Raw genomic sequence first — 25,752 nt, 5'->3', positions numbered from 1 at the left:
TGACCAGGCAAAACACTCCACACAAATTCTGTGAAATCAGCGAATGCTGTGAAACGCATGGCCAGCCCCACCGGTACCCCGTCGAGTTCGTCCCGCAAGCTGTTCATCGGGCCGCGGATCCGCCGCCTGCGCGAGCAGCTGCAGTGGAACCAGGCCGAGCTGGCGAGCCGCCTGGCGCTGTCGCTCAGCTACGTGTCGCAGATCGAGACCAACCAGCGGCCGGTCACGGCGAGTGTGCTGATCAAGCTCGCGGAGGTCTTCGGCGGTGGCATCGGGCAGTTCTCGGAGGAGCAGGACCAGCAGCTGCTCGCGGACCTGGACGCGGCGCTGCGCGACCGCTCGTTGACCACGACGGCGATGGCGCCGGCACAGGTCGCGCGGCTGGTGGAACAGGCCCCGGAACTGGCGGAGTCCTACGTCGCGCTGCATCAGCGCTACCTGCGGCTGCAGGACGAGCACTCGCAGATGATCGATCGCTTCTACGGCGAGCAGGGTCGCGAGGCGGCGGGCGCGCCGCCCTCGTTCCGCGGCGAGCCGCTGCCGCACGAGGCCGTCCGCGATCACCTGAATCGCCGCAACAACCATCTCGACGACCTGGACCTGCGCGGCGAGCAGCTGGCGCAATCGCTCGGCCTGGTCCCTGGCCATCGCGCGCAGCCGCTGCGCGAGCTGCTGCTGCAACGCCACGGGATCAAGACCGAAGTGGCCGACGACCCGCAGACGCGGGAAGAGATGTCAGACGCCTTCCTGCGTCACTACGACGCGCGTCGACGGCTGCTGCGCATGCCGCGTTTCCTCAGCGATGCGCAGCAGGCGTTCCAGCTCGCCACGCAGTACGCATTGATCGCCGAGGCCGATGCCATCGAGGCGGAACTCGGCGCCGGCGCCTTCGTCGACGAAGCGACGCGCGCGCTGGCGCGGCAGGGCTTCGCCCACTACTTCGCCGGCGCCACGCTGCTGCCGTATGGCGAGTTCCTCACCGCGGCGCGCAACGCGCGCTACGACGTCGAGCTGCTGCAACAGCGATTCCAGGTCAGCGTGGAGACGATCTGCCATCGCCTCTCGACGCTGCAGCGCAACGGCAACCGCGGCGTGCCGTTCTACTTCGTGCGCGTGGACCAGGCGGGCAACATCTCGAAGCGGCAGAGCGCGACGAGCTTCCACTTCGCGCGGCACGGCGGCGCCTGCCCGCTGTGGCATGTGCACGAGGCCTTCGCGCAGCCGGGTCGCTTCCTCACGCAGATCGCGGAGATGCCCGACGGCAGCCGCTTCTTCGGCATCGCGCGGACCATCGAGCGACACGGCGGCGGCGGCTACCTGGCGCGGCGCAAGCTGTTCGCGATCGGGCTCGGCTGCGACATCTCGCATGCGCGGGAGCTGGTCTACGCCGAGGGCTTGAACTTCGACGAGAGCACGGTGTCCAAGCAGGCCATCCCCATCGGCCCCGGCTGCCGCGTGTGCCCGCGCGAGCACTGCGTCCAGCGCGCGTTCCCGCCCGCGGGCAAGGCGCTGGTGGCGGACAGCGACAGTGAGTCGCTGGTGTCGTATCGGTTCACGGGTTGAAGGATGCTTCGGTCGACCACTTCACGCTGACCACACCATCGGCCTCTACGCTGCGCGGATGTCTCCTCCAGCGCAGCCAATGAGTCTTGTTGAAAACGCCCGCAGGTGCCTCTCGTTCGCCCCAGTGGCGATCTTCATCGTCGGCGTTTTCGCCCTGTCGTTCTACGAGCTCGAGATCAATCCGTTTCTCGGCATGCCCCTCACGCTGATGGTCTTCATCAGCGGGCTCGTGGCGCTCCTCAGCACCGCCATCGGAGCTTGGCGAGGCGAGCATCGCGTGCGCTGCCTCCGAGCATGCGTTGTCACCCTCGTGGTGTGGGCGGCCTGGATGTCCGGCGGCGTGAACGTCGTCGCCAAGCAGGCTTGGTTCTGGACCGAACGCGCCTACTTCGAGCAAGCGGTCCGCGAAGCCGCGCACGGAGAGGTGCCGTCATGTGTGGCTACGAAACGGTGTATCCATGAGCCAGGGCGCGACGCGGATCTGGCCTTTCCCATGGGCGGAATGCTGGACAACTGGTACGGCGTGATCCACGCGCCTGCCTGGCAGGATCCTTCGGTCGATCGCGATCGGACCAGCTTCGACGGCGACCTGGTGGGATGCGAGCACCTGACCGGGCCGTATTTCATCTGCAGCTTCACCTAGCGTCGATCTAACATCCCCACATGCCCTCCTACGCTTGGTCCTGCCTGTCCTGCGGCCGCTCGAACGCGCCCGCATGCGAGCGCTGCAGCGAATGCGCTTGCCCGGCAACGCCGCGGTCGAGCGAAATCGAAGAAGCTCGACGCCAGTACACGCAGCGCGGCGGCACGCTCGAGAACGACGCCAGAGTGGCGGCGATGCAGGACCTTGACACCTTCGATGTGCTGATCAGACTGCCACTCCTGGTCTTGCTGGGTCATCGGTCTCGGCGATGAGAACACTCGTCGGCTGACGCCTGTCGCTGACACGCGGACACGGCGCTGGTGGCGGACAGCGACAGCGAGTCGCTGGTGTCGTATCGCTTCACGGGTTGAAGAATTCCACATCGCCCCCTGCGCTTCGCGACAAGCGCCTAATGGGGCTCACGATCAAGGCTGGAGAGGACGATGAAGCGCAGTACCAAACCCCACCCGGACAAGCGACCACGACCCGGCGCCGAACGCGGCCTGCCCACCGCGGAGCGGGCGGAGCTGCAGCGGCAAGGCGCCAAGGCCGCGGCACGCGGCGACGGGTCTTCCGGGAATCCGATGGACGAGACGTCCAACCTGCCCACCAGCACCGGGGAATGCTCCGACCTGTGGAAGGAACGCAAGGACGCGTGGCAGAGCGGCCACGAGGCCCAGTCGAGGACCGACGACAAGGCCGCCACCGAGCGCGGCGACACCTACCGCACGAAGGACGATCACTGAACGGCCCCGCACCAGGCCCGGCCTCCAGGCCCGCATGTTCTCTCCGCGTTTCCTCGTTATCGGCCCGGATTACCGGGCGGCCTCGTCGCGCGGGTCCGGACTCATCGCCGCGGGACGACACCGCTGGCGCATGACGCCAAGCGACGCCGTCTTTACGTCGGGGCGAACAGGTCATGGCCTCGAACTTGCCTCCAGTCGTTGAGCCGGTCTCTCGGCACAACGAAGGTCTCATCATGAACAGCAGTACCTCGCCTGGCGGCACGCAAGCCCCGAAAACGTCGCGTCCCGAGAACGAAGACGACGACCCGGTCGGGGACAACCGCCCCGTGGGTGAGTCGACCGGCGCCGATGTCCCTGAAGACGAGGAAGAGGACGCGTCGAACTCCGGCGCCGTTCGCACCGGCAACGACAAGGCGGAACCGGCCCGGCAGTCGTCCGATGTTGCAGGTGCCGCGCCGCCCGAAGAATTGCCCGAGGGCAGCGATGTGCCACCCAGCGATCGCCTCAACGACCATCACCCGGAGGAATTCCCGTCGCGCCGCTCCGGGCGCCAGCCCTCCCCCGACAGCAAGCTGCCGCAGTCCAGCCGCGGCTGAAGGCAGGCCGGCTGTTCATGAACGGCGGCGCGCGGGCCGACGCGCCATGAGGATGTCGGCGGGGACACGGGGCGCGCATGCACAATCCCTTGCCAAATGCGCGGATTGCCCACCCCCTTCCTTCGACGCGTCCAACGGCTCCTGGTCGCAGGATTGCTGGCCCCACTGCTGACGCTCGCGACGGCCAGTCCGGAGCCGCCTCCCGCCACCGCGTCGGGGACCGTCACGGTCAGCCCCGTCGCCACGCCCGACATCCTGACGCGCGCCGACGAGGACCTGCAACGCGTCGATCGGGTCAAACGGCTGCTTCAGGCGCCGGACCCGTCCGAACGTCTCGCCCGGGAGCTCGACGACATCGCGCGCCCGGTCAACGCCAAGCTCAATGCCGCGGCGGGCAGCGCCTTGCGCACGCTGACGGTCATGCGCCTCGAAAGCCTGGCGCGACATTGGGACTTCGACGAACGCCGCTTCGCTCGATGGGAAGAGCGCTCCACCCGGGCGCTGGCGCCGTACGCGGACACCGCGGTCCAGCTGGCCCAGCGTCGCGCCGCGTGGTCGGCCACGCGCGCCGCGGGCCTGCTCGACGGACTTCCCCCGGCGCTCTCGGCACGCGTGGACACGATGCTCGCGCAGTTCGATGCGTCCGAAGCGTCCCTGAGCCTCGTGCTGGCCAAGCAGTTCGACCTGACGCAGCGCGCCAGCGAGTTGAAGGCCCGCATCGACGCCGGTCACGACGAGGTCGACGCGGCCATCGATGAGATCGACCGCCAGCTGTTGCGGACGGACGTGCCGCCGCTGTGGAGCGAGTTCTGGCCCAGCACCGGCACGGCGGGAGCGCTCGCCGCGATGGAACGCGGCTTCGAGATCGAGCGCCAGTTCGCGGTGGACTATCACGCCGCGGACGGCGGGAACCAGCAGGCGCTGCGCATGATCCAGATCCTGCTGCTGCCGCTCATCCTGTGGCTGGCCGTGCGCAGCCGACGCGCGCCCGATGACAGCGAGCCGAGCCACGTGACGCGCGCCCTGCGTCGCCCCGTCTCGTCGTGGTTGCTGCTGGCGATGCTGGGCGTGCTGGTGCTGGAGCCTGACGCTCCCCTGCTCGTCCAGGAACTCGCCCTGGTGCTGGCGCTCATCCCCGTGCTGCGCCTGTTGCCGTCCGGCACGGTGCGCGCGCTGGGCGTCTGGCCCTACGTCGCGGTGGCGCTCTACATCGTCGACCGCCTGGGCGTGGCGGTGCCGGCCGACGTCGGCCTGTACCGGCTCTACACGCTGGGCGTGAGCCTCCTGGCCATGGGACTCACCGTGTGGCTGCTCCGCCGCGCGCCTGCCGACCGCGCCACCGGCGAGAGCCGTCTCCGGACGGTGGTCCGCCGGATCAGCTGGGCCGTGCTGGCCGTGCTCACGGTCTCCGTCGCGTCCAACATCGGCGGGAACATCTCCCTGGCGGAAACCTTGACCAGCGGCGTGATCGACAGCGGCTACATGGCCCTGCTGCTCTACGCGGGCGTGGCGGCTGTGCGCGGCATCCTGCACGCGCTCGGACGGCAGCCCGAGCTGGCGCAGCGCAAGCTCGTCCGGCAGCACGGACCGACGCTGGAGGTGATGGCCACCCGGCTGCTGGTGCTCGCCGCGTGGCTGGGCTGGCTCCTCTACAGCATGGACCGGTTCCGCGTGCTCCGGCCCCTGCGCGCCGTCGGCGCCGACGTGCTCGATCTCGGCGTCGACGTGGGAGAGGTCTCGATCCACCTGGGCGACGTCCTGGTGTTCTTCCTGTCCACCTGGCTCGCCCTGTGGGTGGCCCGCGCGGTCCGTCGACTGCTGCGCGACGAGCTGCCCCACCATGCGGCCTTGCCGCGGGGTGTCGGCAACAGCATCGCCTCGTTGAGCTATTACGGCGTCCTGCTGCTCGGCCTGCTGGTGGCGTTGTCCGCCGCGGGCTTCAAGGTCAGCCAGCTCGCCCTGGTGTTCGGAGCGCTGGGCGTGGGCATCGGATTCGGACTGCAAGGCGTCGTCAACAACTTCGTCTCCGGCCTGGTGCTGATGTTCGAGCGTCCGATCCAGCCGGGGGACATGGTCGACGCCGCGGGCACGTCGGGCACCGTGCGTGAGATCGGTCTGCGCGCCACCATCCTGCGCACCTTCGACGGCGCCGACGTGGTGGTGCCCAACGGCCTGCTGCTGAGCGGGAACCTGACGAACTGGACCATGTTCGACCGCAGCCGCCGCATCGAGATCGCGGTGAATGTCGCTTACGGGTCGGACCCGGCGCAGGTGCTGGCGGTGCTGGGCGCGGCGGCGCGCGAGACGCCCGGCGTGTCCGTCACTCCGCCGCCCGTGGTGCTGATGACCAGCTACGCGGACAGCTCGCTCAACTTCGTGGTCCGCGTCTGGACGCAGGACATCGGCGGATGGATGGCCCTTCGCGGCGACCTGCTGGCCCGCGTGCTCGCGGCGCTCCGCCAGGCCGGCATCGACATTCCGTATCCGCAGATGGACGTGCACCTGCGGAGCATGCCGGAGGACGTCGAGGGCGCCGCCAGGAGCATTGCTCGCGGCGACATGGACCGTCCAGAAGACAAGCCTCGCGCCTGACCTTCAGCGCTCGATCATGGCGGGATATGACCTTCCGCGCTCCGGCGGCGCACGGAAGAAGATGGCGCTCGCGCCGCGGCGTTCCCGGACACGCGAGGCGTCACGGCCTGTCTCTTCGCCACTCCAGCCACGCATGAACTCAGCCACCTCGAATTCAATGGGCCAGCCCGAATCCGGCGCGCTCGATCCATCGATCGCCGCCAGCGCCTGGGCGCGTGGCTGGGCGATTTCCCGCAGCACGCCGGCGCCGGTCGAACGCACCGGCTACTTCCAGATCCTTGTCGGCAAGCCCGAGCAGCTCACCCGCTACGTCTTTCCTCGCTTCGATCCCGACGTCCTTCGACAGCTCGTCGCCACCGAAGGCGGGCCCGGCATCTGGCTGAAGGTCTGCGCGCCGTCTCAGGACGTGTCGCCCCTGCTCTCCGACGACTGGACCGTTCACGCCCCTGAGTTCCTGATGAGCGTCCCGCTGACCGCGAGCGCGGGCCCGGTCATCGCGGGCTACCGCGTCGAGACCGAACGGGTGGGCGCCCTGGTGCTGGCGAAGATCGTTGCCGATTCGGGAGAACTGGCCGCGAGCGGTCAGGCCGCCATCGACGGCGCGTTTGCGACCTTCGATCAGATCGTCACGTCAGAGGCCCACAGGAGGAAGGGCCTCGGGCGGTGCGTCATGGCCGCGCTGTCGATGGCCTGCATCGATCTCGGCGCCACGCACGGCGTGCTGGTGGCGACCGAGGCCGGCGCCGCGTTGTATCAGGCGCTCGGATGGGCCATGGTCTCGCCGGTCACGGCCGCGTCGGTCACGGTCGCGTCGTGTTCCGCCGCCGCTCCCGCAGCATGAACAGGTAGAGCCCTTCGACCTTCTCGCGCGCCCACGGCGTCTTGCGCAGGAACTTCAGGCTGGACTTGACGCTCGGCTCGAAGGCGAAGCAGCGCAGCGGGATGCGCTCATCGAGGCCGTCCCAGCCGTACTCGGCGGCCAGCTCGGTCACGATGGTTTCCAGCGTCAGGCCGTGCAACGGGTTGCGCGGTTGCTCTTGCGGCGGCGGGGCGGACTCGGTCATGAATGGATTGTCGCCGGTCGCGCCGGGCCATGGCCGCGCCGCGACGGTCGACGCGAAGCGCGCCCCGGCACGCTTCGGCGCTCCCGCCCGCGTGGTACCTTCATCGGCATGAGCACGAATTCCCCCGACGAAGAACGCCCCATCATTCAAGAGCCGCGCACGTGGCAGGACGAGCGCTGGACCGCGCAGGTCATCAAGAACGAGGACGACGAAGGCTGGGCTGTCGCCATGACCCTGATCGGCGAGTCCGAGCCTGCGCTGGTCGGCCCCTGGACCATGGGCCGCGACAAGAAGAACCCGAAGCCGCTCGATGCGGCTGCCTTCCACACGCTGGTGAAGACGGCGTCGGAGGTGCTGCGCCGTCACGAGCAGCAGCTGCACGCCCGGTTGCACAAGAGCGTCAAGCTGGACACGGACAACGGCCGCATCCAGGTGCTGCTCGACATCGTTCCCGACGAGGACAACCCGTACGCGACGCTGACCGCACTGAACGACGACGGCGAGCAGCTCGCGCAGGTGCGCGTGGCGGCCGGCTTCAAGTTCAACGAGGCGAGCGCCGCGGCCTGGGTCGAGAACGACTTCCTGAAGCCCTGACGTCAGTTCGTGCGTGAGGCTGCTGGCCCTCACCCCTGCCCTCTCCCGCAAGCGGGAGAGGGAGAAGCTCAGACCGACTGCCGCAGCGTCCTCGCCGCCGCGACCATGTTGGTCAGCGCCGGGATCACCTCCGCCCACTGACGGGTCTTGAGCCCGCAGTCCGGGTTCACCCAGAGACGCTCGGCGGGGATGCGCTCCGCCGCCTTCTTCATCAGCTGCACGATGTGCTCCTGCGTCGGGATGTTGGGCGAGTGGATGTCGTAGACGCCCGGACCGATCTCGTTCGGGTACTTGAAGTCGTCGAACGCATCGAGCAGCTCCATGTCCGAGCGCGAGGTCTCGATCGTGATCACGTCCGCGTCCATGTCGGCGATGGACGCGATGATGTCGTTGAACTCCGAGTAGCACATGTGCGTGTGGATCTGCGTCTCGTCCGCCACGCCGTTGGCGGTGATGCGGAAGGACTCGACGGCCCAGTCCAGGTACTCGCCCCACTGCGACTTGCGCAGCGGCAGGCCTTCGCGCAGCGCGGCCTCGTCGATCTGGATCACGCGCACGCCGGCCCGCTCCAGGTCTAGCACCTCCTGCCGGATCGCCAGCGCGAGCTGCTTGCACGACACCGAACGCGGCTGGTCGTCCCGCACGAAGGACCAGTTCAGGATGGTCACCGGACCGGTCAGCATGCCCTTCATCGGCTTGTCGGTCAGCGATTGCGCGTAGCGGGTCCACGCGACCGTCATCGCCTTCGGGCGGCTGATGTCGCCGAACAGCACCGGCGGCTTCACGCAGCGCGAGCCGTAGCTCTGCACCCAGCCGAACTGCGTGAACGCGTAGCCCTCGAGCTGCTCGCCGAAGTACTCGACCATGTCGTTGCGCTCGGCCTCGCCGTGCACGAAGACGTCAAGCCCCAGCGCTTCCTGCTCGTTGACGCTGCGCTCGATCTCGGCGCGCATCGCCGCCTGGTAGCCGGCCTCGTCGAGGCGGCCGGCCTTGTACTCGCTGCGCGCGTGGCGGATCTCGCCGGTTTGCGGGAACGAGCCGATGGTCGTCGTCGGGAAGGCCGGCAGCTTCAGCAGCGCGGCCTGCTTCGCGGCACGTTGCGCGTAGGCGGCCTGGCGTTGACCGAGCCTGGCATCGATCGCGGCGACCGCGGCTTTCACGGCGGGGTTGTTGACGCGCGGCGAGCGGCGGCGCGCTTCGACGGCGTTGCGGTTGGCGTCGAGCTCGGCCTGCACCGAAGCGCGGCCGCCCTTGAGCGCGCGGCCGAGCAGGTCCAGCTCCGCCAGCTTCTGCAGCGCGAAGGCGAGCCAGGACTTCACCTCGGCATCGAGCTTCTGCTCGCTCGCGAGGTCGACCGGCACGTGCAGCAGCGAGCACGACGGCGCGATCCACAGGCGCTCGCCGAGCGTCGCGGCCACCGGCTCCAGCCAGTCGAGCACGGCATGGAGATCGCTCTTCCAGATGTTGCGGCCGTTGATCACGCCCAGCGACACCACGCGGTCCGCGGGCAGCGCCGCCGTCAGCGCGGAGACTTCGTCGCGCGCATTGACGGCGTCCAGGTGGATGCCCTGCACCGGCAGGCCGGCGGTCAGCGCCAGGTTGTCCTTGAGCTGGCCGAAGTAGGTGGCGAGCAGCAGCTTCACACCTGACCCCGCCAGCGCCGCGTAGGCGGTCTTGAACGCCTGCGCCCAACCGGCTTCGAGGTCGGTGACGAGGATCGGTTCGTCGATCTGCACCCAGGCCACGCCTTGCGCGGCGAGCGTCTTCAGCAGCTCCGCGTAGACCGGCAGCAGCTTGGGCAGCAGCGCGAGGCGGTCGGAGTCGTCCTTCGCCTTGCCCAGCGCCAGATAGGTCATCGGCCCGACGATCACCGGCTTGGCCTTCACGCCTTTCACCCTCGCCTCGAACAGCTGCGCCAGCAGGCGCGAGGCGTCGAGCTTGAAGGTCGTGGACGCATCGAACTCCGGCACGATGAAGTGGTAGTTGGTGTCGAACCACTTGGTCATCTCGCCGGCGGCGACACCGCCGCAGCAGCGCGCATGCGCCTCGGCGCTGTCGGCGGAGCGGCCGCGGGCGACGCGGAAGTAGTTGTCCAGCGTGTCGCCGTGGAAGTCGCGCACGCGCTGCGGCAGGTTGCCGAGCGTGAAGCTCATGTCCAGCACCTGGTCGTAGAACGAGAAGTCGCCGACAGGCACCAGGTCCATCGCCTGCTGGTCGGCCCAGTGCTTCGCACGCAGTTGGGCGCCCAGGGCGAGGAGTTCATCGCGCGTGGACTGGCCCTTCCAGTAGGCCTCCTGGCCGAACTTCAGTTCGCGCCTGGCGCCGATGCGGGGAAAGCCGAGGTTGTGGATCGTGGTCATGGCGAGGCTCCCTCCCGGGAGATCAACTGCTGAAAGGTCCCGAAGCGTAGGGACCGTTCTCCATGACGTAAAACGATATTAATTCAAGAGAACTTGAATGGCATTCATTGCGGTGTGAGCGAGAAGGCCTGAGCACTTCCACCGCCGCTGGCCCTCACCCCTGCCCTCCGGCCAGCGGGGTGCATTCTCACTCCCTCTCCCGCTTGCGGGAGAGGGTGGGGGTGAGGGCTGAGGGCCGTCGAAGTACTCAGGTGTACTTCTTCTCCAGCGCATCCCACTCCGGCTTTCCCACCAGGCGTTGGCGCTCGGCGAAGGGCACGACCAGGTTGGGATCCTCATCGATGCGGCGCTGCGTCTTGAGCACGCCCAGCGCCTTCTGCATCCCGGCCACCGCGCCCTGCAGCGCGGCATTGGCGTACAGCACGACGCCGTAGCCCATCTGCTGCAGCTCGCTCGCATCGGTGATCGGGGTCTTGCCGCCGATGACCATGTTCATCAGCTGCGGCGTCGACAGGCGCTGCGGCAGCGCGCGGATCTCCTCCGCCTTCGTGACCGCCTCGACGAAGAGGATGTCGGCGCCCGCCTCGGCGAAGCGCTGGGCGCGCTCGATCGCGGCCTCGAAGCCCTGCGTCGCGCAGGCGTCGGTGCGAGCCATGATCAGGAAGTCCGGGTCACGGCGCGCATCCACCGCCGCCTTGATCTTGCTCACCGCCTCCTCGGTCGAGATGACCTCCTTGCCGGTGAAGTGGCCGCAGCGCTTGGGCGCCACCTGGTCCTCGAGCTGGATGCAGTCCGCGCCGGCGCGTTCGAGCACGCGCACGGTGTGGCGCACGTTCAGCGCGTTGCCGAAACCGGTGTCGGCGTCGACGATCAGCGGCAGGTTCACCGCATCGCGGATGCGCGCGGTGTGGTCGGCGATCTCGGACAGGCCCATGAAGCCCTGGTCCGGCAGGCCGAACCACATGTTGGTCACGCCGGCGCCGGTCACGTAGATCGCCTCGAAGCCGAGGTCCTCGATCACCTTGGCCGACAGCGCGTTGAAGGCGCCCGGCACCAGCACGCCACGGCGTTCGTTCACCAGCGCGCGCAGCGTCTTGCGGGTCGATGTCATGTCAGTTCTCTTCGTTTGTCTGAATTCATTGGAGGCCGTTGATCCACGTCGATCGGCGTCGCTCAAGGTCGGGACGGCGGACGTCGTGCGTCGATCCACGGGAGGCGGTCACAGCGCCTCGGCGGGCACGCGCACGGTGCCTTCCATCAGGATGCGCGCGCTGCGGCTCATCACCGCCTGCGTCACGCGCCATGGGCCGCCCGGGCCGCCTTCCTGGACCGCTTCCGCGCCGACGCGCAGCTTGCCCGACGGATGGCCGAAGCGCACCGCCGGCAGCGCCTTGCCGCCCGCGGCCTCGCACACCAGCGTGCCGGGGATCGCGGCCGCGGTGCCGATGGCCACCGCCGCCGTGCCCATCATCGCGTGGTGCAGCTTGCCCATCGACATCGCGCGCACCAGCACGTCGATGCTGCCGGCCTCGACGGTCTTGCCGCTCGACGAGCGGTAGGTCGACGGCGGCGCGACGAAGGCCAGCTTCGGCGTGTGCTGACGGGTCTTCGCTTCGTCCAGCGTCTTGATCAGGCCCATGTGCAGCGCGGCGTGCGCGCGGATCGCCTCGAGCCGCTTCAGCGCCGCGGCATCGCCGTTGATCGCATCCTGCAGCTCGGTGCCCGAGTAGCCCAGATCCTTCGCATCGACGAAGACCGTCGGGATGCCCGCGTTGATCAGCGTCGCGCGCAGCTGGCCGCCGGGGACGAGATCCTCGGGCATCGTCAGCACGTCGACGACGTTCCCGGTCGGGAACAATGCGCCGCCGGCATCGTCGCCATCGGCGTCGTCATTGCCCGGATCGAGGAAGGCCAGTTCCACCTCCGCAGCCGGGAAGGTCACGCCGTCGAGCTCGAAGTCGCCGCTCTCCTGCACCTGCCCGTCGCGCATCGGCACCTTGGCGACGATGGTCTTGCCGATGTTGGCCTGCCAGATGCGCACGGTGGCGATGCCGTCGCGCGGCAGCGTCGAGGCATCGATGAAGCCCGCCTGGATCGCGAACGGACCGACCGCCGCGGACAGGTTGCCGCAGTTGCCGGACCAGTCGACCAGCGCGGTGTCGATCGCCACCTGTCCGAACAGGTAGTCGACGTCGTGACCGGGCCGCGTGCTGCGCGAGATGATCACCGTCTTGCTGGTGCTCGACGTGGCGCCGCCCATGCCGTCGATCTGCTTGCCGTAGGGATCGGGACTGCCGATGACGCGCATCAGCAGCCGGTCGCGCGCGGCGCCGGGCACGCGCGCGGCCTCGGGCAGGTCGTCCAGGCGGAAGAACACGCCCTTGCTGGTACCGCCCCGCAGGTAGGTCGCGGGGATCTTCACTTGAGGGAGAAAGCTCATTGCTGTGTCCGTCGTTGTTGCAGGCCTGAGCGGCGCTCAGGCCGCTTCGGCCGCCGCCAGGAAGTCCTGCGCGAAACGCTGGAGCACGCCGCCGGCCTGGTAGACCTCGACCTCCTCGGCGGTGTCGAGGCGGCAGCGCACCGGCACTTCGATGCGCTCGCCGTTGCGGCGATGGACGATGACCGTCAGCGTCGCGCGCGGCGACAGCGCGCCCGACACGTCGTAGGTCTCCGAGCCGTCCAGGCCGAGCGTCAACCGCGTCGTTCCGGCGAGGAACTCCAGCGGCAGCACGCCCATGCCGATCAGGTTGGTGCGGTGGATGCGCTCGAAGCCTTCGGCCACGATCGCTTCCACACCGGCCAGGCGCACGCCCTTGGCCGCCCAGTCACGCGACGAGCCCTGCCCGTAGTCCGCGCCGGCGATGATGATCAGCGGCTGGCGGCGGTCCATGTAGGTCTCGATGGCTTCCCACATGCGCACGACCTGACCCTCCGGCTCGATCCGCGCGAGCGAGCCGGCGATCACGTTGCCATCGGCATCGCGGACCATCTCGTTCTTCAGCGTCGGATTGGCGAAGGTGGCGCGCTGCGCAGTCAGATGGTCGCCGCGGTGGGTGGCGTAGGAGTTGAAGTCCTCCTCCGGCAGGCCCATCTTGGCGAGGTACTCGCCGGCGGCCGAGTCCAGCATGATCGCGTTGGACGGCGACAGGTGGTCGGTGGTGATGTTGTCCGGCAGCACGGCCAGCGCGCGCATGCCGCGCAGCGTGCGTTCACCGGCCAGCGCGCCTTCCCAGTAGGGCGGGCGGCGGATGTAGGTCGACTGCGCGCGCCAGTCATACAGCGGCTCGGTCTTCGTCGTCGACGCCGCGGTGATCGCGAACATCGGCTCGTAGACTTTGCGGAACTGCTCCGGCTTCACGCTGGAGCGCACCAGCGCGTCGATCTCGTCGTCCTCGGGCCAGAGGTCCTTCAGACGGATCTCGCGGCCCTCGACGACGCCGAGCACGTCGCGTTCGATGTCGAAGCGGATCGTGCCCGCGATCGCGTAGGCGACCACCAGCGGCGGCGAGGCCAGGAAGGCCTGCTTGGCGCGCGGGTGGATGCGGCCGTCGAAGTTGCGGTTGCCCGAGAGCACGGCGGTGGCGTAGAGGTCGCGCTCGACGATCTCGCGATCGATGGCGGGATCCAGCGCGCCGGACATGCCGTTGCACGAGGTGCAGGCATAGGCGACGACGCCGAAGCCCAGCGCCTCCAGGTCGCCGAGCAGGCCGGCTTCCTCAAGGTACAGCGTGACCGCGCGCGAGCCGGGCGCGAGCGAGGTCTTCACCCACGGCTTGCGCGTCAGGCCCAGGCGACGCGCATTGCGCGCGAGCAGCGCCGCGGCGATGACGTTGCGCGGGTTGCTCGTGTTCGTGCAGCTGGTGATGGCCGCGATGATCACGGCGCCGTCGGGCATGCGGCCCGGCTCTTCGGTCCACGGGCCGGCGATGCCGCGCTCCGTCAGCGCGGAGGTCGGCAGGCGGCGGTGCGGATTCGACGGACCGGCCATGTTGCGCACGACGCTGGCCAGGTCGAACTTCAGCACGCGCGGGTAGACGACGCCGGACAGCGTGTTGCCCTCGCCCGACCACAGGCCGGCGGCCTTCGCGTAGGTCTCGACGAGCTGGACCTGCGACTCCTCGCGCCCGGTCAGGCGCAGGTAGGTGAGCGTCTGCTCGTCGATCGCGAACAGCGCGGCGGTGGCGCCGTATTCGGGCGCCATGTTGGAGATCGTGGCGCGGTCGCCGAGCGTGAGGCTGGAGACGCCTTCGCCGTAGAACTCCAGGTAGGCGCCGACGACCTTCTCCTTGCGCAGGAACTCGGTCAGCGCGAGCACCAGATCGGTCGCGGTGATGCCGGGCTGGCGATGGCCGCTGAGCTCGACGCCGACGATGTCGGGCAGCCGCATCCACGAGGCGCGGCCGAGCATCACGTTCTCCGCTTCCAGCCCGCCGACGCCGACGGCGATCACGCCGAGCGCGTCGACGTGGGGCGTGTGGCTGTCGGTGCCGACGCAGGTATCGGGATAGGCCACGCCGCGATCGACGTGCACGACCGGCGACATCCGCTCCAGATTGATCTGATGCATGATCCCGTTCCCCGGCGGGATCACGTCGACGTTGCGGAACGCCGTGCGGCACCACTCGATGAAGTGGAAGCGGTCCTCGTTGCGGCGGTCCTCGATCGCGCGGTTCTTCTCGAACGCCTGCGGGTCATAACCGCCGCACTCGACGGCCAGCGAGTGGTCGACGATCAGCTGCACCGGCACGACCGGGTTCACCTTGGCGGGATCGCCGCCCTGATCGGCGATCGCGTCGCGCAGGCCGGCCAGGTCCACGAGCGCGGTCTGGCCCAGGATGTCGTGGCAGACCACGCGCGCCGGGTACCAGGGGAAGTCGCGATCGGCCTTGCCGTCGGCGAGCTGCAGCAGGCTCTCGTCCAGCGTGGCGGGATCGCAGCGGCGCACCAGGTTCTCGGCGTGGACGCGGGCGGTGTAGGACATCCGTTCCCACGCGCCGGGGCGCAGCGCCTCGACGGCGGCGCGCGCGTCGAACCAGTCGAGCGCGGTGCCGGCCAGCGGCTTGCGCCAGGTCTCGTTGAGCGGGATTGCGGAGGCGATGGTGGATGCGGGCGTCGTGGCTGGCATTTCTGAAACTTCTCTCATGCGGTCATCGCTGTCGTGGCGTCGACTGGGCGGCTCGTGTCCTCAGGGACGCTGCGCGATCGGGACGAAGACCTGATCTTCCGGGCCGGTGTAGACGGCGCTGGGGCGGATGATCTTGTTGTCCTGGCGTTGCTCGATCACGTGGGCGGACCAGCCGCTGGTGCGGGCGATGACGAACAGCGGGGTGAACATGGCGGTGGGCACGCCCATCATGTGATAGCTGACGGCGCTGAACCAGTCCAGGTTGGGGAACATCTTCTTGGCGTCCCACATGGTCTTCTCGAGGCGTTCGGCGATGTCGTACATCTTGGTCGAGCCGGCGTCCTTGGACAGCTGGTGGGCGACCTTCTTGATGACCTCGTTGCGGGGGTCGCTGACGGTGTAGACGGGGTGGCCGAAGCCGATGACGACTTCCTTGGCCTCGACGCGGCGGCGGATGTCGGCCTCGGCCTCGTCGGGGGTGTCGTAGCGCTTCTGGATCTCGAAGGCGACCTCGTTCGCGCCGCCATGCTTCGGACCGCGCAGGGCGCCGATGGCGCCGGCGATGGCCGAGTGCATGTCGGAGCCGGTGCCGGCGATGACGCGGGCGGTGAAGGTGGAGGCGTTGAACTCGTGCTCCGCGTAGAGGATCAGCGAGGTGTGCATCGCGCGTTCCCAGCCCTTGGACGGCGGCATGCCGTGGAGCAGGTGCAGGAAGTGGGCGCCGATGGAGTCGTCGTCGGTTTCGACCTCGATGGAGCGGCCGTTGTGGCTGTAGTGGTACCAGTACAGCAGCATGGAGCCGAAGGAGGCCATCAGCTTGTCAGCGATGTCGCGGGCGCCGGGCAGGTTGTGGTCGTCCTTCTCGGGGAGCGAGCAGCCGAGGGCGGAGACGCCGGTGCGCATCACGTCCATGGGATGGGCGTTGGCCGGGAGGGTCTCGAGCGCGTCCATGACGGCGGCGGGCAGGCCGCGGAGGGACTTCAGCTTGGCCTTGTAGCCGCGCAGCTCGGCGGCATTGGGGAGCTTGCCGTGGACGAGCAGATGGGCGATCTCTTCGAACTCGCAGCGTTCGGCGAGCTCGAGGATGTCGTAGCCGCGGTAGTGCAGGTCGTTGCCGGTGCGGCCGACGGTGCACAGGGCGGTGGTGCCGGCGGCGACGCCGGACAGGGCGACGGACTTCTTGGGCTTGAAGGCGGGGGCGGCTGCCGCGTTCGCGGTCGTGGTGTCGCTCATGGGGATGTCTCCTGGAAGTGGAATCTGGGGAAAAGCTGGACGGGCAGGCTCAGGCCTGGCCCGATGGGATCGAGGGTAGCGGCTGCCCGGCGGGGGCGGTGCGAGGGGTGATTCGGCAGGGCTTGCCGCCGTCGACGGCGACCATCTCGAAGGTGGCGCGGAGGACGTCGGAAGGGGCCGCATTGTCGATGCGGGCGTGGACCTCGACGGTCATCGACGTGCCGCCGACGCGGGAGACGCGGGAATGGATGTGGAGGACCGAGCCTACCGGGACCGGGGCGAGGAATTGCACGTCCTTCACGGCCACCATGACGATGTCCTGGTGGCAGAAGCGCGCGGCAACCATGTGGGCGTTCTGGCCGAGCCAGGACAAGGCCTCAGGGCCGAACAAGGTTCCGTAGTGGTTCGCGTGACGCGGCAGCACCAGCTCGCTGCGAAGCATCTCCGTCGAAGAAGCGCTCGACAGCGCAGTAGGCCAGTCCATTGCAGGTTGTGAAATTGGGAAGTTCACAATGTTCGCAGCGGATGGGCCAAGGGGCAACGATGAAGTTGCGATGGGTTGCGAAGGGATGTGGTGGCGTTTGCGAAGGTTGTGAAGTTCGAGACGGTAGCCAGTTCAGAGGACCTACGCGGGCGGTTGGCGGCCCACTAGGGTTGGCTACGATTTTTTCTGGCACGGAACCACGCGGAGGCTAGAGGAAAACGTCCATCTTGCCCCCCTGGTACGGGCGAGAGCCATGTCGTACGCTCAGGGACAATACGCAAAGACACTCCAGTTCGCCTTGCTGACTGGGCACTGAGCCGATCGCATTGGCCTCAGAGACTACGCTGTCTTGTGGTATGCGTTGACCCACAGCCACTGGGCAGCTGTAGCCGAGCGCTGGAATTACATAGTCCACCTTATAGCCACCGTCGTGGTGCGCTGATGCGCAGAAGGCGGCGCATGGCGTGCGTGCTAGCTTGATCAGCCGAATAAGGCAGGCTTCGACGGAGACGTCGTATTCCTTGCGAATGTCCATTACCTTCTGAATGGACAGGCGTTGGTCTGCGAGCTGCGTGAAGCTACCAGATGGCATTAGCAGTTCAGATGATCGCAAAGGCGGCGCGACAGCGCGGCCAGTTCCAGTAGCGGCGCCTCACTCAGCCACCGCCGCCTCGCCTCAGTTGCCCTCCCGGGCGTATCACGCTTGCTTGAATGTCCATCCAAGAAGTTCTTGGACCTCATTCTTTCTCGGTCTTTTCAACGGATAGCTCTGCGGCCGCGAGCGCTGCCACGCGGGGGCGGGTCTTGTGGTGAGTGGTGTGAGACTTCCACTCCAGGCGATGGATCGCAAGCGGAGACAGCAGGGTCAGCAATCAGCGACAAAGGCGGCACCATCGCCGTCCTCCTCCATTTACCATTCCCTAAGTGTCGAGCCATCTCTGTGGGAGCGAGAGGCAACTTAAGTTCCGGTGTCGACACGTTCATCAAAGACTGCTCAGTGCGGCGCCACCACCTTCCCCATCACCAAATCCGGCAACCCCGTCGCGATGCTCGGGAAGATGCAAATCAACAGCACCGCCAGCAGCATCAACACGACGAACGGCAGCACTCCCCAAATAATGATGTCCCTCAGGTCGATATCCGGCGCGATGTTCTTGATCACGAAGATGTTCAGCCCCACCGGCGGGTGAATCAGCCCCGTCTCCATCACGATCGTCATCAGGATCCCGAACCAGATCAGATCGAACTCCGCCGCCTTCAACGGCGGCAGGATGATGGGCGCCGTCATCAGGATGATGCTCACTGGCGGCAGGAAGAAGCCCAGCAGGATGACCATCAGCAGCACTGCCGCCAGCAGCACCCACTTGGACAGGTGCATGCCGACGATCCACTCCGCCACCGCCTGGCTGATGTGCAGGTAGTTCATCACGTAGGAGAACAGCAGCGACATGCCGATGCTGAACATCAGCATGGTCGACTCCTTCAAGGTCGATGTGAGGATGGGCGCCACGTCCCGCGGCCGCCACACGCCATGGATCGCCGCGATCAGGCCCGGCGCCACCATGACGGAAATCAACAGCAGCACGGAGCGGCTCGAGCGCACGTCTCGCTTGACCTTGCCACAGTGGCAAGGTTCAGCATCCTCGCAAGCTCGCTCACGGCCATCTCGGTGCCGGCGACGAGCTTCCTGTCGGATGAAAAGGAGAACCCCTTGAAGCCATCACCTCTGTTGACGCTGGCCGCGTTGATCGCCGCCACCCCCGTCGCTTTCGCCCACGGCAACGAAGACCACGCCACGCCGCGCAAGTTCGATCCCGCTCAGTTGGAGGTCACCGACTTCGGCCAGGAGGGCAATCCGCAGCGGGTCACGCGCACCATCCAGGTCGACATGGCCGACACCATGCGCTTCACGCCGGAGAGTCTCACCGTCAAGCGCGGCGAGACCGTCCGGTTCGTGGTCCGCAACAGGGGTCAGGTGTTGCACGAGATGGTCCTCGGCACCCGGCAGGCCCTGGCCGAGCACGCTGCGCTGATGCGCAGGTTCCCGGGCATGGAGCACGCCGACGCCAACATGGCTCACGTCAAACCCGGCACGGCCGGCGAGATCGTCTGGCAGTTCACCCAGGCCGGCGAGTTCCAGTTCGCGTGCCTCCTGCCGGGTCACTTCGAAGCGGGCATGGTCGGCCAGTTGGTCGTGAAATGAGCCGACACGGCTCAGCGGACGAGGAACTCCTCGTCCACCCAGCGACGGAGCAGCGTGCCCAGCTCGGCCACGACGTTCAGTTCAGGTTGGGCCTCGGCCAGGTCCGCACACGTTTCGGCGAAGGTGCGACCCGAGGCTAGCGCGTCCAGCGCCTGAGCCTCGAGCGGCCCCAGGCTTCTGAAGTGCGGTGAATGGCCGCGCCGCCAGATCAGCAGGTCCAGCGGCGCCGTCAGCGGCTGCGCGGCCGGCGGCGTCTCGTCGCCGTCGAGCGCCTGCCACAGCGCCAGCGTGTTGAAGGACTGCTTCAGGCGCGCGTAGCTGGACGGCAGCTGAAGTCGCAGGTCCGCCCAGTCCTCGGGCGCCAGCGCTGCCAGATCGGCCATCGTGAGCGTCGGCGCATCGGCGGCATCGAAGGCGCTGCGCAGCGACCAGTCCAACGCGGCCAGTTCGGCGATCTCTCCGTCATCCGGCCATCGTTGCCGGAGCCAGTCGGCGAAGTCCGCGCCATACCAGCGCAGACTGAAGTGCTGCGAGCCGTGGACCTCGACGAAGGCCAGCGCCTCGCGCTCGAACCAGTCGTCGCCGAGGTATCGCAGCGTATGCCCGTGGCTGTCCGCCAGCGTGTCGTGCAGCCGCGCGCGATAGGCATGGTGGTAGATGGACAGGCGTCGCTCCGCGGCGATGCCGGGACCACGACGCAGCTGGTTGTCGATCTGGCTGGGTTGCCCGATCAGGTAGGCCTGCAGCGACTGCTGCAGGTCCAGGAGCTGAAGGGGATGAAGCGGTTGAAGCGGCTGAAGCGACGGCTCGATGGTGTTCATGCGGCCTTCCTTGCGGCGTCGCCGGGCCAGGTGGTCGCGGTGATCACGCGGGCCTGATCGAGTTCCTCCAGCAGTTCCGACAGCGGCGGAATGTGCTCGTCCCGTTCGATCATCGTCGCCACCGGGCCGAAGCGTCGGAGCGCCTCGGCGTACAGCTGCCAGACCGGCTCGGCCACCGGCTGGTCGTGCGTGTCGATCAGATGATCGCCGTGGTCGCTGTGGCCGGCGACGTGGATCTGCTGCACGCGCTCCGCGGGCAACGCATCGAGGTAGGCGAGCGCATCGAATCCGTGGTTCACGGCGCTCACATGGATGTTGTTCACATCGACCAGCAGCAGGCAGTCGGCCCGTCGCGCGACCTCGGCCACGAACTGCGCTTCGCTCAGGCTGGAGTCCGCGTAGTCCAGATAGCTGGAGACGTTCTCGACCACCAGCCGGCGGCCCAGCGCGTCCTGCGCCTGACCGATGTTGCGCACCACCACCCGCAGCGCCTCGTCCGTGTAGGGCAATGGCAGCAGGTCGTGCAGATGGCGACCGTGAACGCCGGTCCAGCACAGGTGATCGGAGACCCAGAGCGGCTCCACGCGACGGGCCAGCGACGCCAGCTGCCGCAGGTAGTCCGCGTCCAGACCCGCCACGGCGCCCAGGTTCATCGAGACCCCATGCATCACCATCGGATACTTCGCGCGGATGCCGTCCAGCATGGCCAGGGGCTTGCCGCCGGGCACGAGGTAGTTTTCCGAGATCACCTCCAGCCAGTCGACCGGCTGGGGCCGCTCGAGGAACTCTCGATAGTGCGTGCTGCGCAGCCCCAGGCCGAAGCCCGGGCTCGGCTGCGCGACGCGCGATGCGGGGCCGGGCCTCATGGGCTTACTTCGCGGCCAGATCGCCGATCGTGCCGCCTGCGCTCAGGCACGACGCCGCGCTCATGCCCTTGAAGCTGTGCCCCTTGCAGGCGTTCTGGCCCTTGCAGGCGTTCTCCGTGGTCTTGCAGTCCGCGTTGCCCTTGCACTCGTGCACGCCGTAGCAATGCACCTTGTCGCTGGCGGCCACGGCCAGGCCGCTGCTGCCCTTGGGGGCAGGTGCCGCCTGGACGGACAGCGCGAACAGGGCGGCGGCAGCGGCCAGGGCGGCGGATTGGGTCTTGCTGATCATGGGATGCACTCCGTAAGAAGGTTCAGGTTGAAGAAGCGGAGCGCTCCTGCACGTTCCGCACCCTTCTATTCGGAGTAGCCGCCGCGGAGGTTACAGCGCCCGGAAAATTTTCTTCGCCGCGCCGTTCCCACGACCGATCGCCGTCGACCGTGGCCGCTGAAGCAGGTCGACATCCAGGCGTCGCAGGCCCAATGACAAAGCCGCCCGAAGGCGGCTTTGCGACAGACCTCTGTTGAAGGGAACGCCCCGGAGAGTTCCGAGGCGCCCCGTTCAAACGTTCACTTCAGCGTGTAGCTCTGCTGCGCCGTGTCATACGCGCCGTTGCGCGCCGGGTCCCAGTACGTGAAGTTGAAGCGCACGATGTCGCCCTTCTTCAGACCGGACACCGTGTACGCATTGCCGCTGCCTTCCTTGAGCATCCGCACGTTCAACTGGCCACCGCCGTTGACCGTGTAATGCACGTCGGCCCAGGTGCCCGTCGCCTGCGAGAACTTCACCGTGGTCGCCGTCGGCTGCGTGATGCCATCGGGCGTCGTGGGCGTGGTGGGCGTCGTCGGATCCGTCGGCGTCGTCGTTCCCGTATCCCAATACACGTCGTCGATCGCGAACTGGAACGCCTGCGTCGGCAGCTTGGTGTTGTCGCCCGAGAACATGAAGATGTCCGCGATCGACTGCAGCGCGACCTTCGGTCCGATCAGCGTCGAGATCGGCACCGTCGCCGTCGCCCATTCCCCATTGCGCACCAGGCCGAAGGCCGTCGTGTTCGCCGGGAAGTTCACCCAGTTCTGGTTGGTGTAGGTATCGCCGATGCCGATGTTGAACGACACGTTCGCCGGGATCTTGATGCGGAACTTCAGGTTCCCGTTGCGGTAGTTCGTCAGGTCACGCAGCTGGCGCGCCTGGATGCCGCCGCCGAACCACTGCCCCGGCGTGTTGTAGCTCCACGCGATGACGTTGACGCCCTCGGCCGGCTGGATGTTGCCTGCGCCGGTCGACGCGCCGTTCCACAGGAAGATGTCGGACGTGCTGCCCGCCTCCAGCTTGTTGGTGATCGTCGTGTTGTCCGTGAACACGCCGAACTTGCCCGCCGCCTCCGGCACGGTCTGGTTGCCCAGCTTCACCTCGCCCTTGCCGTCGAGCTCGTACACGCGGACGTAGTCCACGTACATCGTGCCCGGCAGCGGCGCCGTCACCTGCGAGGGATTCGCCGCGTCGGTGAAGTTGCCGCCCACCGCCAGGTTCAGCAGGAAGTAGTACGGCGCGCGCAAGGCCTCGGTGTTCACCGGCAGCGGCTGGTCGTACATGTCGTGCTCGCCGTCGTTGTCGACGACGGTGAACCGCATCTGGCTTTCCGTCCAATAGAAGCGGTACTTGACGAAGCGGTTCGCGAACGAGACCGTCGGCTTGTACCAGTTCTTGGTCTGCCACGCCGTCGACGCCGCGCACGATTCATTGCCCGGCACGCAGGCCGCCTGCGCCCAGGTGATCACGTTGGCGCCGACGAAGTAGTCCGGCCCCGGCGCACCCGCGGCGGCCCAGGCCGAGGACTTGTGGCCCAGCTCGGCGATGTCGATCTCGCCCTTGCGCGGCCAGACCTGCGGGCTGGTGCCCAGCAGCCACGCCGCCGGCCACAGACCCGTCTGCAGCTGCGGCGTCGCCATGCGGATCTCGATCATCCCGTACTTGACCTGCACCTTGTTGAAGGAATCGATCTTCCCCGAGGTGAACTCGTTGCTGCCGACGGTCTGCCGCAGCGCCCGGATCGCCAGCGCCCGCGTGCCGGCTTCAAACGGCACGTCGGCGATGGAGAGGTTGTTCGGGCTGTAGTACTCGAGCTCCGCATTGCCGTAGCCGCAGAGATTGATCTGGCAGCCGTTGCCGTCGTACGCCGTCCAGAGCCCGGTGTTCAACGAGGCGCCGTTGAACTCCTCGGACCACAACAGGCGACCGATGGTCGGGTTGGTGACGCTGGCGTCGGCCTGCGCGGCGGCAGTGACCAACAAGCCCAAGGCGGTAGCGCGCAGGATCCCCTGCGCGTCGAAGCGGTTCTGCAATCCCATTCATGTCTCCAAGAGGTGTCGATGGTGTGCGGGAGGGCACCGATCGGCACGGCCCGGCCAGCGCTCTGCGACGCTGGTCCGGGTCCGCGACTTCTCTCCTGCGCCAACCATCCTAGGCAAGAAACCCGGATTCTGAAAGCGCTTTCATGATTGTGGGGTTTTGGATTGCAACGGCTTGAAAGCGCCGGTCGAGCGCCGCGCCCCGCATCCCGCCTCTGCCAGAGGCCCGAAATGATCAGGGGCGCACGCTCACCGGCTGCCTCGGTCGTCGACGGACGTCACGCCGCCGATCAGATCTCCTTCAGCAGCGTGTCCGCGATGCGCAGGCTCAAGGCCGCACCGGTCAGCGTCGGGTTCATGCACGAGGCCGACGGCATCACGCCCGTCCCCGCGATGAAGAAGTTGGGATGGTCGTGCGTGCGGCAATCGCGGTCCACCACCGAATCCTTCGGATCGTCGCCCATCAGCGTCGTGCCCATGATGTGCTGGCGGTCCTGATGCTTGGTGTCCATCTTCAGGACGTCCGCCTCCATCAGCTTGGCCATCCGCTCCAGGTCCTTGACCGCGAAGTCGCGGCCCGCGTTCCAGTAGTCGTTGACGCTGTAGTAGATCTCCGGCACCGGGATGCCGATCGCATCGGTGTGCGTCTTGCTCGGCACGATGCGGTTCTGCGGCTGCGCCTCGGTCTCGAAGTCCACCGCCACGTTCAGCGAGCGCGCCGAGCGCTTGCGGATCTCCTCGTCCAGCTTGGCGCCCATCACGCCCTTGGCCAGCAGCTCCGACGCGATCTGCTGCGTCGTGACCGTGTTGCGGAACTTGGTCTTGTAGCTGGGGATGTCCTTGCGGAACGGTCCGTCACGGTAGTTCAGATAGACCAGCAACTCCGTCGGGCCCTGCCCCGGCCACACGTCCTCGTTCATCATGATGTTCATGCTGATGCCGGTGTGGCCCATCAGGTTGCGGCCCACCTGGTCGGAGGAATTGGCGATGCCGTTCGGGTACTTCTCCGAGGTCGACATCAGCAGCAGCTTCGGCCCTTCGATCGCGTAGGCGGCCAGCACGAAGTGACGCGCCGTCAGTGCGTGCGAGCTGCCGTCCGGCTTCTTGTAATGGACGCGCGTGATCTTGCCGTCGGGGCCTGCCTCGATGCGATAGGCCACCGCGTTGTCGAGCAGCTTCGCGCCCGCGCGTTCCGCGACGTCGATGTGCATCGAGCCGTCGTACTTCGCGCCGATCGGGCAGACCGGGTTGCAATTGTTGTTCCCCGCGCAGACCGGCCGGTTGCCGTAGGGACGCGACGCGCGGCCGTGAGGCTCGATCACCGGGTGGTAGCCGCCGGGCTTGAGCATCTCCGCCACCCGCTTCATGAAGTAGGGCTCGTTGAGCGGCTTCATCGGGAAGGGCTGCGAGCGCGGCGGGCTGGCCTCCCCGCCGTGGCCGCTCTCGTCCTGGCCGTCGACGCCGGACACGCCCAGCTCCGCTTCCGCCTGGCAGTAGTAGGGCTCGAGCTCGTCGTAGCCGATGGGCCAGTCGCGGCCGCGGCCGTAGAGCGTCTTGAGCTTGAAGTCGTTCGGGATCATCCGCCACAGCGCGGAGCCGAAGTGCCAGGTCGTGCCCCCGACCACGCGCAGGTACTTGGTCGGATAGGAGACCGGCCCGGTCTGGCGCAGGTAGTCGCCATAGGTCGACGGGATGTGCGGCGGATTCGGGAACGGGGACCCCGCGCCCTGCAGCTTCATGTTGGCCAGCGAGAGCTTCACCGGCGAGTTGCGGAAGGTCTCCACGATGTCGGCACGGCGCACGCGCGGACCGGCTTCGAGAATGATGACGGACTTGCCCGCCTTGGCGACGCGGCTGGCGATCAGCCCGCCCATCACTCCGGACCCGATGACGATCAGGTCGGCGTCGTACTGTGTGCTCATGCGGTCTTGCGTTCGTTGGTGGCGGCCGGGGTCACAGGCGAGGTCACGCCCGGCTTGTCGCCCCAGGAGTCGGGGCCGGCGCCGTAGGTCGGTACCACGAGGACGTCCTGGGTCGGGCGGTACATCAGCGCCTCGGCGTAGCTGATCAGCTCGGCGTCGGCGTCCTGGCCGACGATGCCCAGGTACCAGGCGGAGACGATGCGCGTGGTCAGCGCGCGCAGCGTGTCCTTGAGCTCCGGCGCGTCGAGCAGTTGCTCGACGCTCGCGGCCTGGCTCGTCGACATCACCGCGAGGAGCGCCCGGGCGCTGTCGTCGAACTGCGGATCGCGCCTGGCCAGCGCCGCCTGGTAGCGGCCGGCCAGCGTCGCGTCGAGCGGCTTTCCGCCGGTCAGGAAGACGGAGAGCCGCAGGAAGTCGGGGGCCGGCAGCGCGGCGGGCGCCGCGCCGGCGGCGAGGCCTTCCTGCGCGGCCAGCAGGCCCGCGCCGCCCAGGGCCAGCGCGGTGCCGGCCAGCGAGGCCATTTCCAGCAGGCTGCGCCGCGAGAGTGACCGGTTCAGCGCCTGCGAGGGATCGTGGTCATGGGTCATGGAG

21 protein-coding genes and 1 pseudogene are annotated in these 25,752 nt (G+C 67.8%); 8 read left to right on the top strand and 14 right to left on the bottom strand.

Translation table 11 applies throughout. The annotated features are described in order from the left end of the window. Positions 1 to 57 precede the first annotated feature (57 nt). The 6 genes from ACQ4L4_RS25415 (at position 58) to ACQ4L4_RS25390 (ending at position 6,981) form a co-directional block, all read left to right on the top strand. Entirely contained in the window at positions 58 to 1,563 is a 1,506-nt protein-coding gene (locus ACQ4L4_RS25415; RefSeq protein ID WP_431101565.1) for a helix-turn-helix domain-containing protein, read from the top strand. A 124-nt stretch (positions 1,564 to 1,687) separates the two neighbouring features. Continuing rightward, positions 1,688 to 2,206 (top strand): hypothetical protein, encoded by a 519-nt coding sequence (locus tag ACQ4L4_RS25410; protein WP_431101564.1) that lies wholly within the window; start codon positions 1,688 to 1,690, stop codon positions 2,204 to 2,206. A gap of 443 nt (positions 2,207 to 2,649) precedes the next feature. Beyond that, positions 2,650 to 2,952, top strand: a complete 303-nt coding sequence (locus ACQ4L4_RS25405; RefSeq protein ID WP_377157847.1) for a CrpP-related protein — start codon at positions 2,650 to 2,652, stop codon at positions 2,950 to 2,952. Between the two features lie 173 nt (positions 2,953 to 3,125). Next, a complete protein-coding gene (locus ACQ4L4_RS25400; protein WP_431101563.1) occupies positions 3,126 to 3,548 on the top strand; it encodes a hypothetical protein in 423 nt (140 codons plus the stop codon). Between the two features lie 153 nt (positions 3,549 to 3,701). After that, positions 3,702 to 6,140 (top strand): mechanosensitive ion channel family protein, encoded by a 2,439-nt coding sequence (locus tag ACQ4L4_RS25395; RefSeq protein ID WP_431101562.1) that lies wholly within the window; start codon positions 3,702 to 3,704, stop codon positions 6,138 to 6,140. 133 nt (positions 6,141 to 6,273) lie between these two features. Further along, entirely contained in the window at positions 6,274 to 6,981 is a 708-nt protein-coding gene (locus tag ACQ4L4_RS25390; protein ID WP_431101561.1) for a GNAT family N-acetyltransferase, read from the top strand. Here the strand turns inward: ACQ4L4_RS25390 and ACQ4L4_RS25385 are convergent. After that, positions 6,941 to 7,204 carry a VF530 family DNA-binding protein gene (locus tag ACQ4L4_RS25385; protein WP_067278335.1) on the bottom strand — a complete coding sequence of 88 codons (264 nt, stop codon included), beginning with the start codon at positions 7,202 to 7,204 and terminating at the stop codon, positions 6,941 to 6,943. The two genes, ACQ4L4_RS25390 and ACQ4L4_RS25385, sit on opposite strands and share 41 nt — an antisense overlap. Before the next feature lie 108 nt (positions 7,205 to 7,312). Between ACQ4L4_RS25385 and ACQ4L4_RS25380 the strand changes: the two genes are divergently transcribed. Continuing rightward, positions 7,313 to 7,798 (top strand): hypothetical protein, encoded by a 486-nt coding sequence (locus tag ACQ4L4_RS25380; RefSeq protein ID WP_377157865.1) that lies wholly within the window; start codon positions 7,313 to 7,315, stop codon positions 7,796 to 7,798. Positions 7,799 to 7,866: 68 nt separating this feature from the next. Here ACQ4L4_RS25380 and metE read toward each other — a convergent pair whose 3' ends face one another. The 7 genes and pseudogenes from metE to ACQ4L4_RS25345 all read right to left on the bottom strand — a co-directional run. Continuing rightward, on the bottom strand, positions 7,867 to 10,158 hold the full coding sequence (gene metE / locus ACQ4L4_RS25375) for a 5-methyltetrahydropteroyltriglutamate--homocysteine S-methyltransferase (RefSeq protein ID WP_431101560.1): 2,292 nt from the start codon (positions 10,156 to 10,158) through the stop codon (positions 7,867 to 7,869). 247 nt (positions 10,159 to 10,405) lie between these two features. Next, positions 10,406 to 11,269 carry an isocitrate lyase/PEP mutase family protein gene (locus ACQ4L4_RS25370; protein ID WP_431101559.1) on the bottom strand — a complete coding sequence of 288 codons (864 nt, stop codon included), beginning with the start codon at positions 11,267 to 11,269 and terminating at the stop codon, positions 10,406 to 10,408. 108 nt (positions 11,270 to 11,377) lie between these two features. Beyond that, complete coding sequence (gene prpF, locus ACQ4L4_RS25365; RefSeq protein WP_431101558.1) at positions 11,378 to 12,598, bottom strand: 2-methylaconitate cis-trans isomerase PrpF; 1,221 nt, start codon at positions 12,596 to 12,598, stop codon at positions 11,378 to 11,380. A gap of 36 nt (positions 12,599 to 12,634) precedes the next feature. After that, complete coding sequence (gene acnD, locus ACQ4L4_RS25360; RefSeq protein WP_377157873.1) at positions 12,635 to 15,283, bottom strand: Fe/S-dependent 2-methylisocitrate dehydratase AcnD; 2,649 nt, start codon at positions 15,281 to 15,283, stop codon at positions 12,635 to 12,637. 60 nt (positions 15,284 to 15,343) lie between these two features. After that, entirely contained in the window at positions 15,344 to 16,516 is a 1,173-nt protein-coding gene (gene prpC / locus ACQ4L4_RS25355) for a bifunctional 2-methylcitrate synthase/citrate synthase (RefSeq protein ID WP_431101557.1), read from the bottom strand. 49 nt (positions 16,517 to 16,565) lie between these two features. Next, positions 16,566 to 17,000: an acyl-CoA thioesterase gene (locus ACQ4L4_RS25350; RefSeq protein ID WP_431101556.1), complete on the bottom strand. Its 435-nt coding sequence runs from the start codon at positions 16,998 to 17,000 to the stop codon at positions 16,566 to 16,568. A 994-nt stretch (positions 17,001 to 17,994) separates the two neighbouring features. Beyond that, positions 17,995 to 18,573: pseudogene (locus ACQ4L4_RS25345) on the bottom strand (TRAP transporter large permease subunit); the annotation flags it as partial. Here ACQ4L4_RS25345 and ACQ4L4_RS25340 point away from each other — a divergent pair. Then, positions 18,532 to 19,203 (top strand): cupredoxin domain-containing protein, encoded by a 672-nt coding sequence (locus tag ACQ4L4_RS25340; protein ID WP_431101555.1) that lies wholly within the window; start codon positions 18,532 to 18,534, stop codon positions 19,201 to 19,203. The pseudogene ACQ4L4_RS25345 and the gene ACQ4L4_RS25340 sit on opposite strands and share 42 nt — an antisense overlap. Before the next feature lie 11 nt (positions 19,204 to 19,214). On the opposite strand, the gene ACQ4L4_RS25335 is transcribed toward ACQ4L4_RS25340, so the two are convergent. The 6 genes from ACQ4L4_RS25335 to ACQ4L4_RS25310 form a co-directional block, all read right to left on the bottom strand. Further along, positions 19,215 to 20,024 carry a DNA-binding domain-containing protein gene (locus tag ACQ4L4_RS25335; RefSeq protein WP_431101554.1) on the bottom strand — a complete coding sequence of 270 codons (810 nt, stop codon included), beginning with the start codon at positions 20,022 to 20,024 and terminating at the stop codon, positions 19,215 to 19,217. Continuing rightward, on the bottom strand, positions 20,021 to 20,890 hold the full coding sequence (gene bufB / locus ACQ4L4_RS25330; RefSeq protein ID WP_431101553.1) for an MNIO family bufferin maturase: 870 nt from the start codon (positions 20,888 to 20,890) through the stop codon (positions 20,021 to 20,023). The genes ACQ4L4_RS25335 and bufB overlap by 4 nt, the downstream gene beginning before the upstream one ends. A 4-nt stretch (positions 20,891 to 20,894) precedes the next feature. Then, the gene (gene bufA2 / locus ACQ4L4_RS25325) at positions 20,895 to 21,179 is read right to left on the bottom strand and encodes a BufA2 family periplasmic bufferin-type metallophore (RefSeq protein ID WP_431101552.1); all 285 of its coding nucleotides are present in this window, start codon (positions 21,177 to 21,179) and stop codon (positions 20,895 to 20,897) included. Between the two features lie 278 nt (positions 21,180 to 21,457). After that, positions 21,458 to 23,239 carry a glycoside hydrolase family 16 protein gene (locus ACQ4L4_RS25320; protein WP_431101551.1) on the bottom strand — a complete coding sequence of 594 codons (1,782 nt, stop codon included), beginning with the start codon at positions 23,237 to 23,239 and terminating at the stop codon, positions 21,458 to 21,460. Positions 23,240 to 23,529: 290 nt separating this feature from the next. Continuing rightward, positions 23,530 to 25,161 (bottom strand): GMC family oxidoreductase, encoded by a 1,632-nt coding sequence (locus ACQ4L4_RS25315; RefSeq protein WP_431101550.1) that lies wholly within the window; start codon positions 25,159 to 25,161, stop codon positions 23,530 to 23,532. Beyond that, positions 25,158 to 25,748, bottom strand: coding sequence for a sugar dehydrogenase complex small subunit (locus tag ACQ4L4_RS25310; RefSeq protein WP_431101549.1), 591 nt, complete (start codon positions 25,746 to 25,748; stop codon positions 25,158 to 25,160). Before ACQ4L4_RS25310 ends, ACQ4L4_RS25315 begins: the two co-directional genes overlap by 4 nt. Positions 25,749 to 25,752 lie beyond the last annotated feature (4 nt).

Origin of the sequence: Roseateles noduli (genome assembly GCF_050626985.1) — a bacterium.
GTDB classification, from domain to species: domain Bacteria; phylum Pseudomonadota; class Gammaproteobacteria; order Burkholderiales; family Burkholderiaceae_C; genus Roseateles; species Roseateles noduli_A.
Note: the sequence above shows the minus strand (reverse complement) of the source record. Positions and strands in the feature narration are given on the sequence as shown.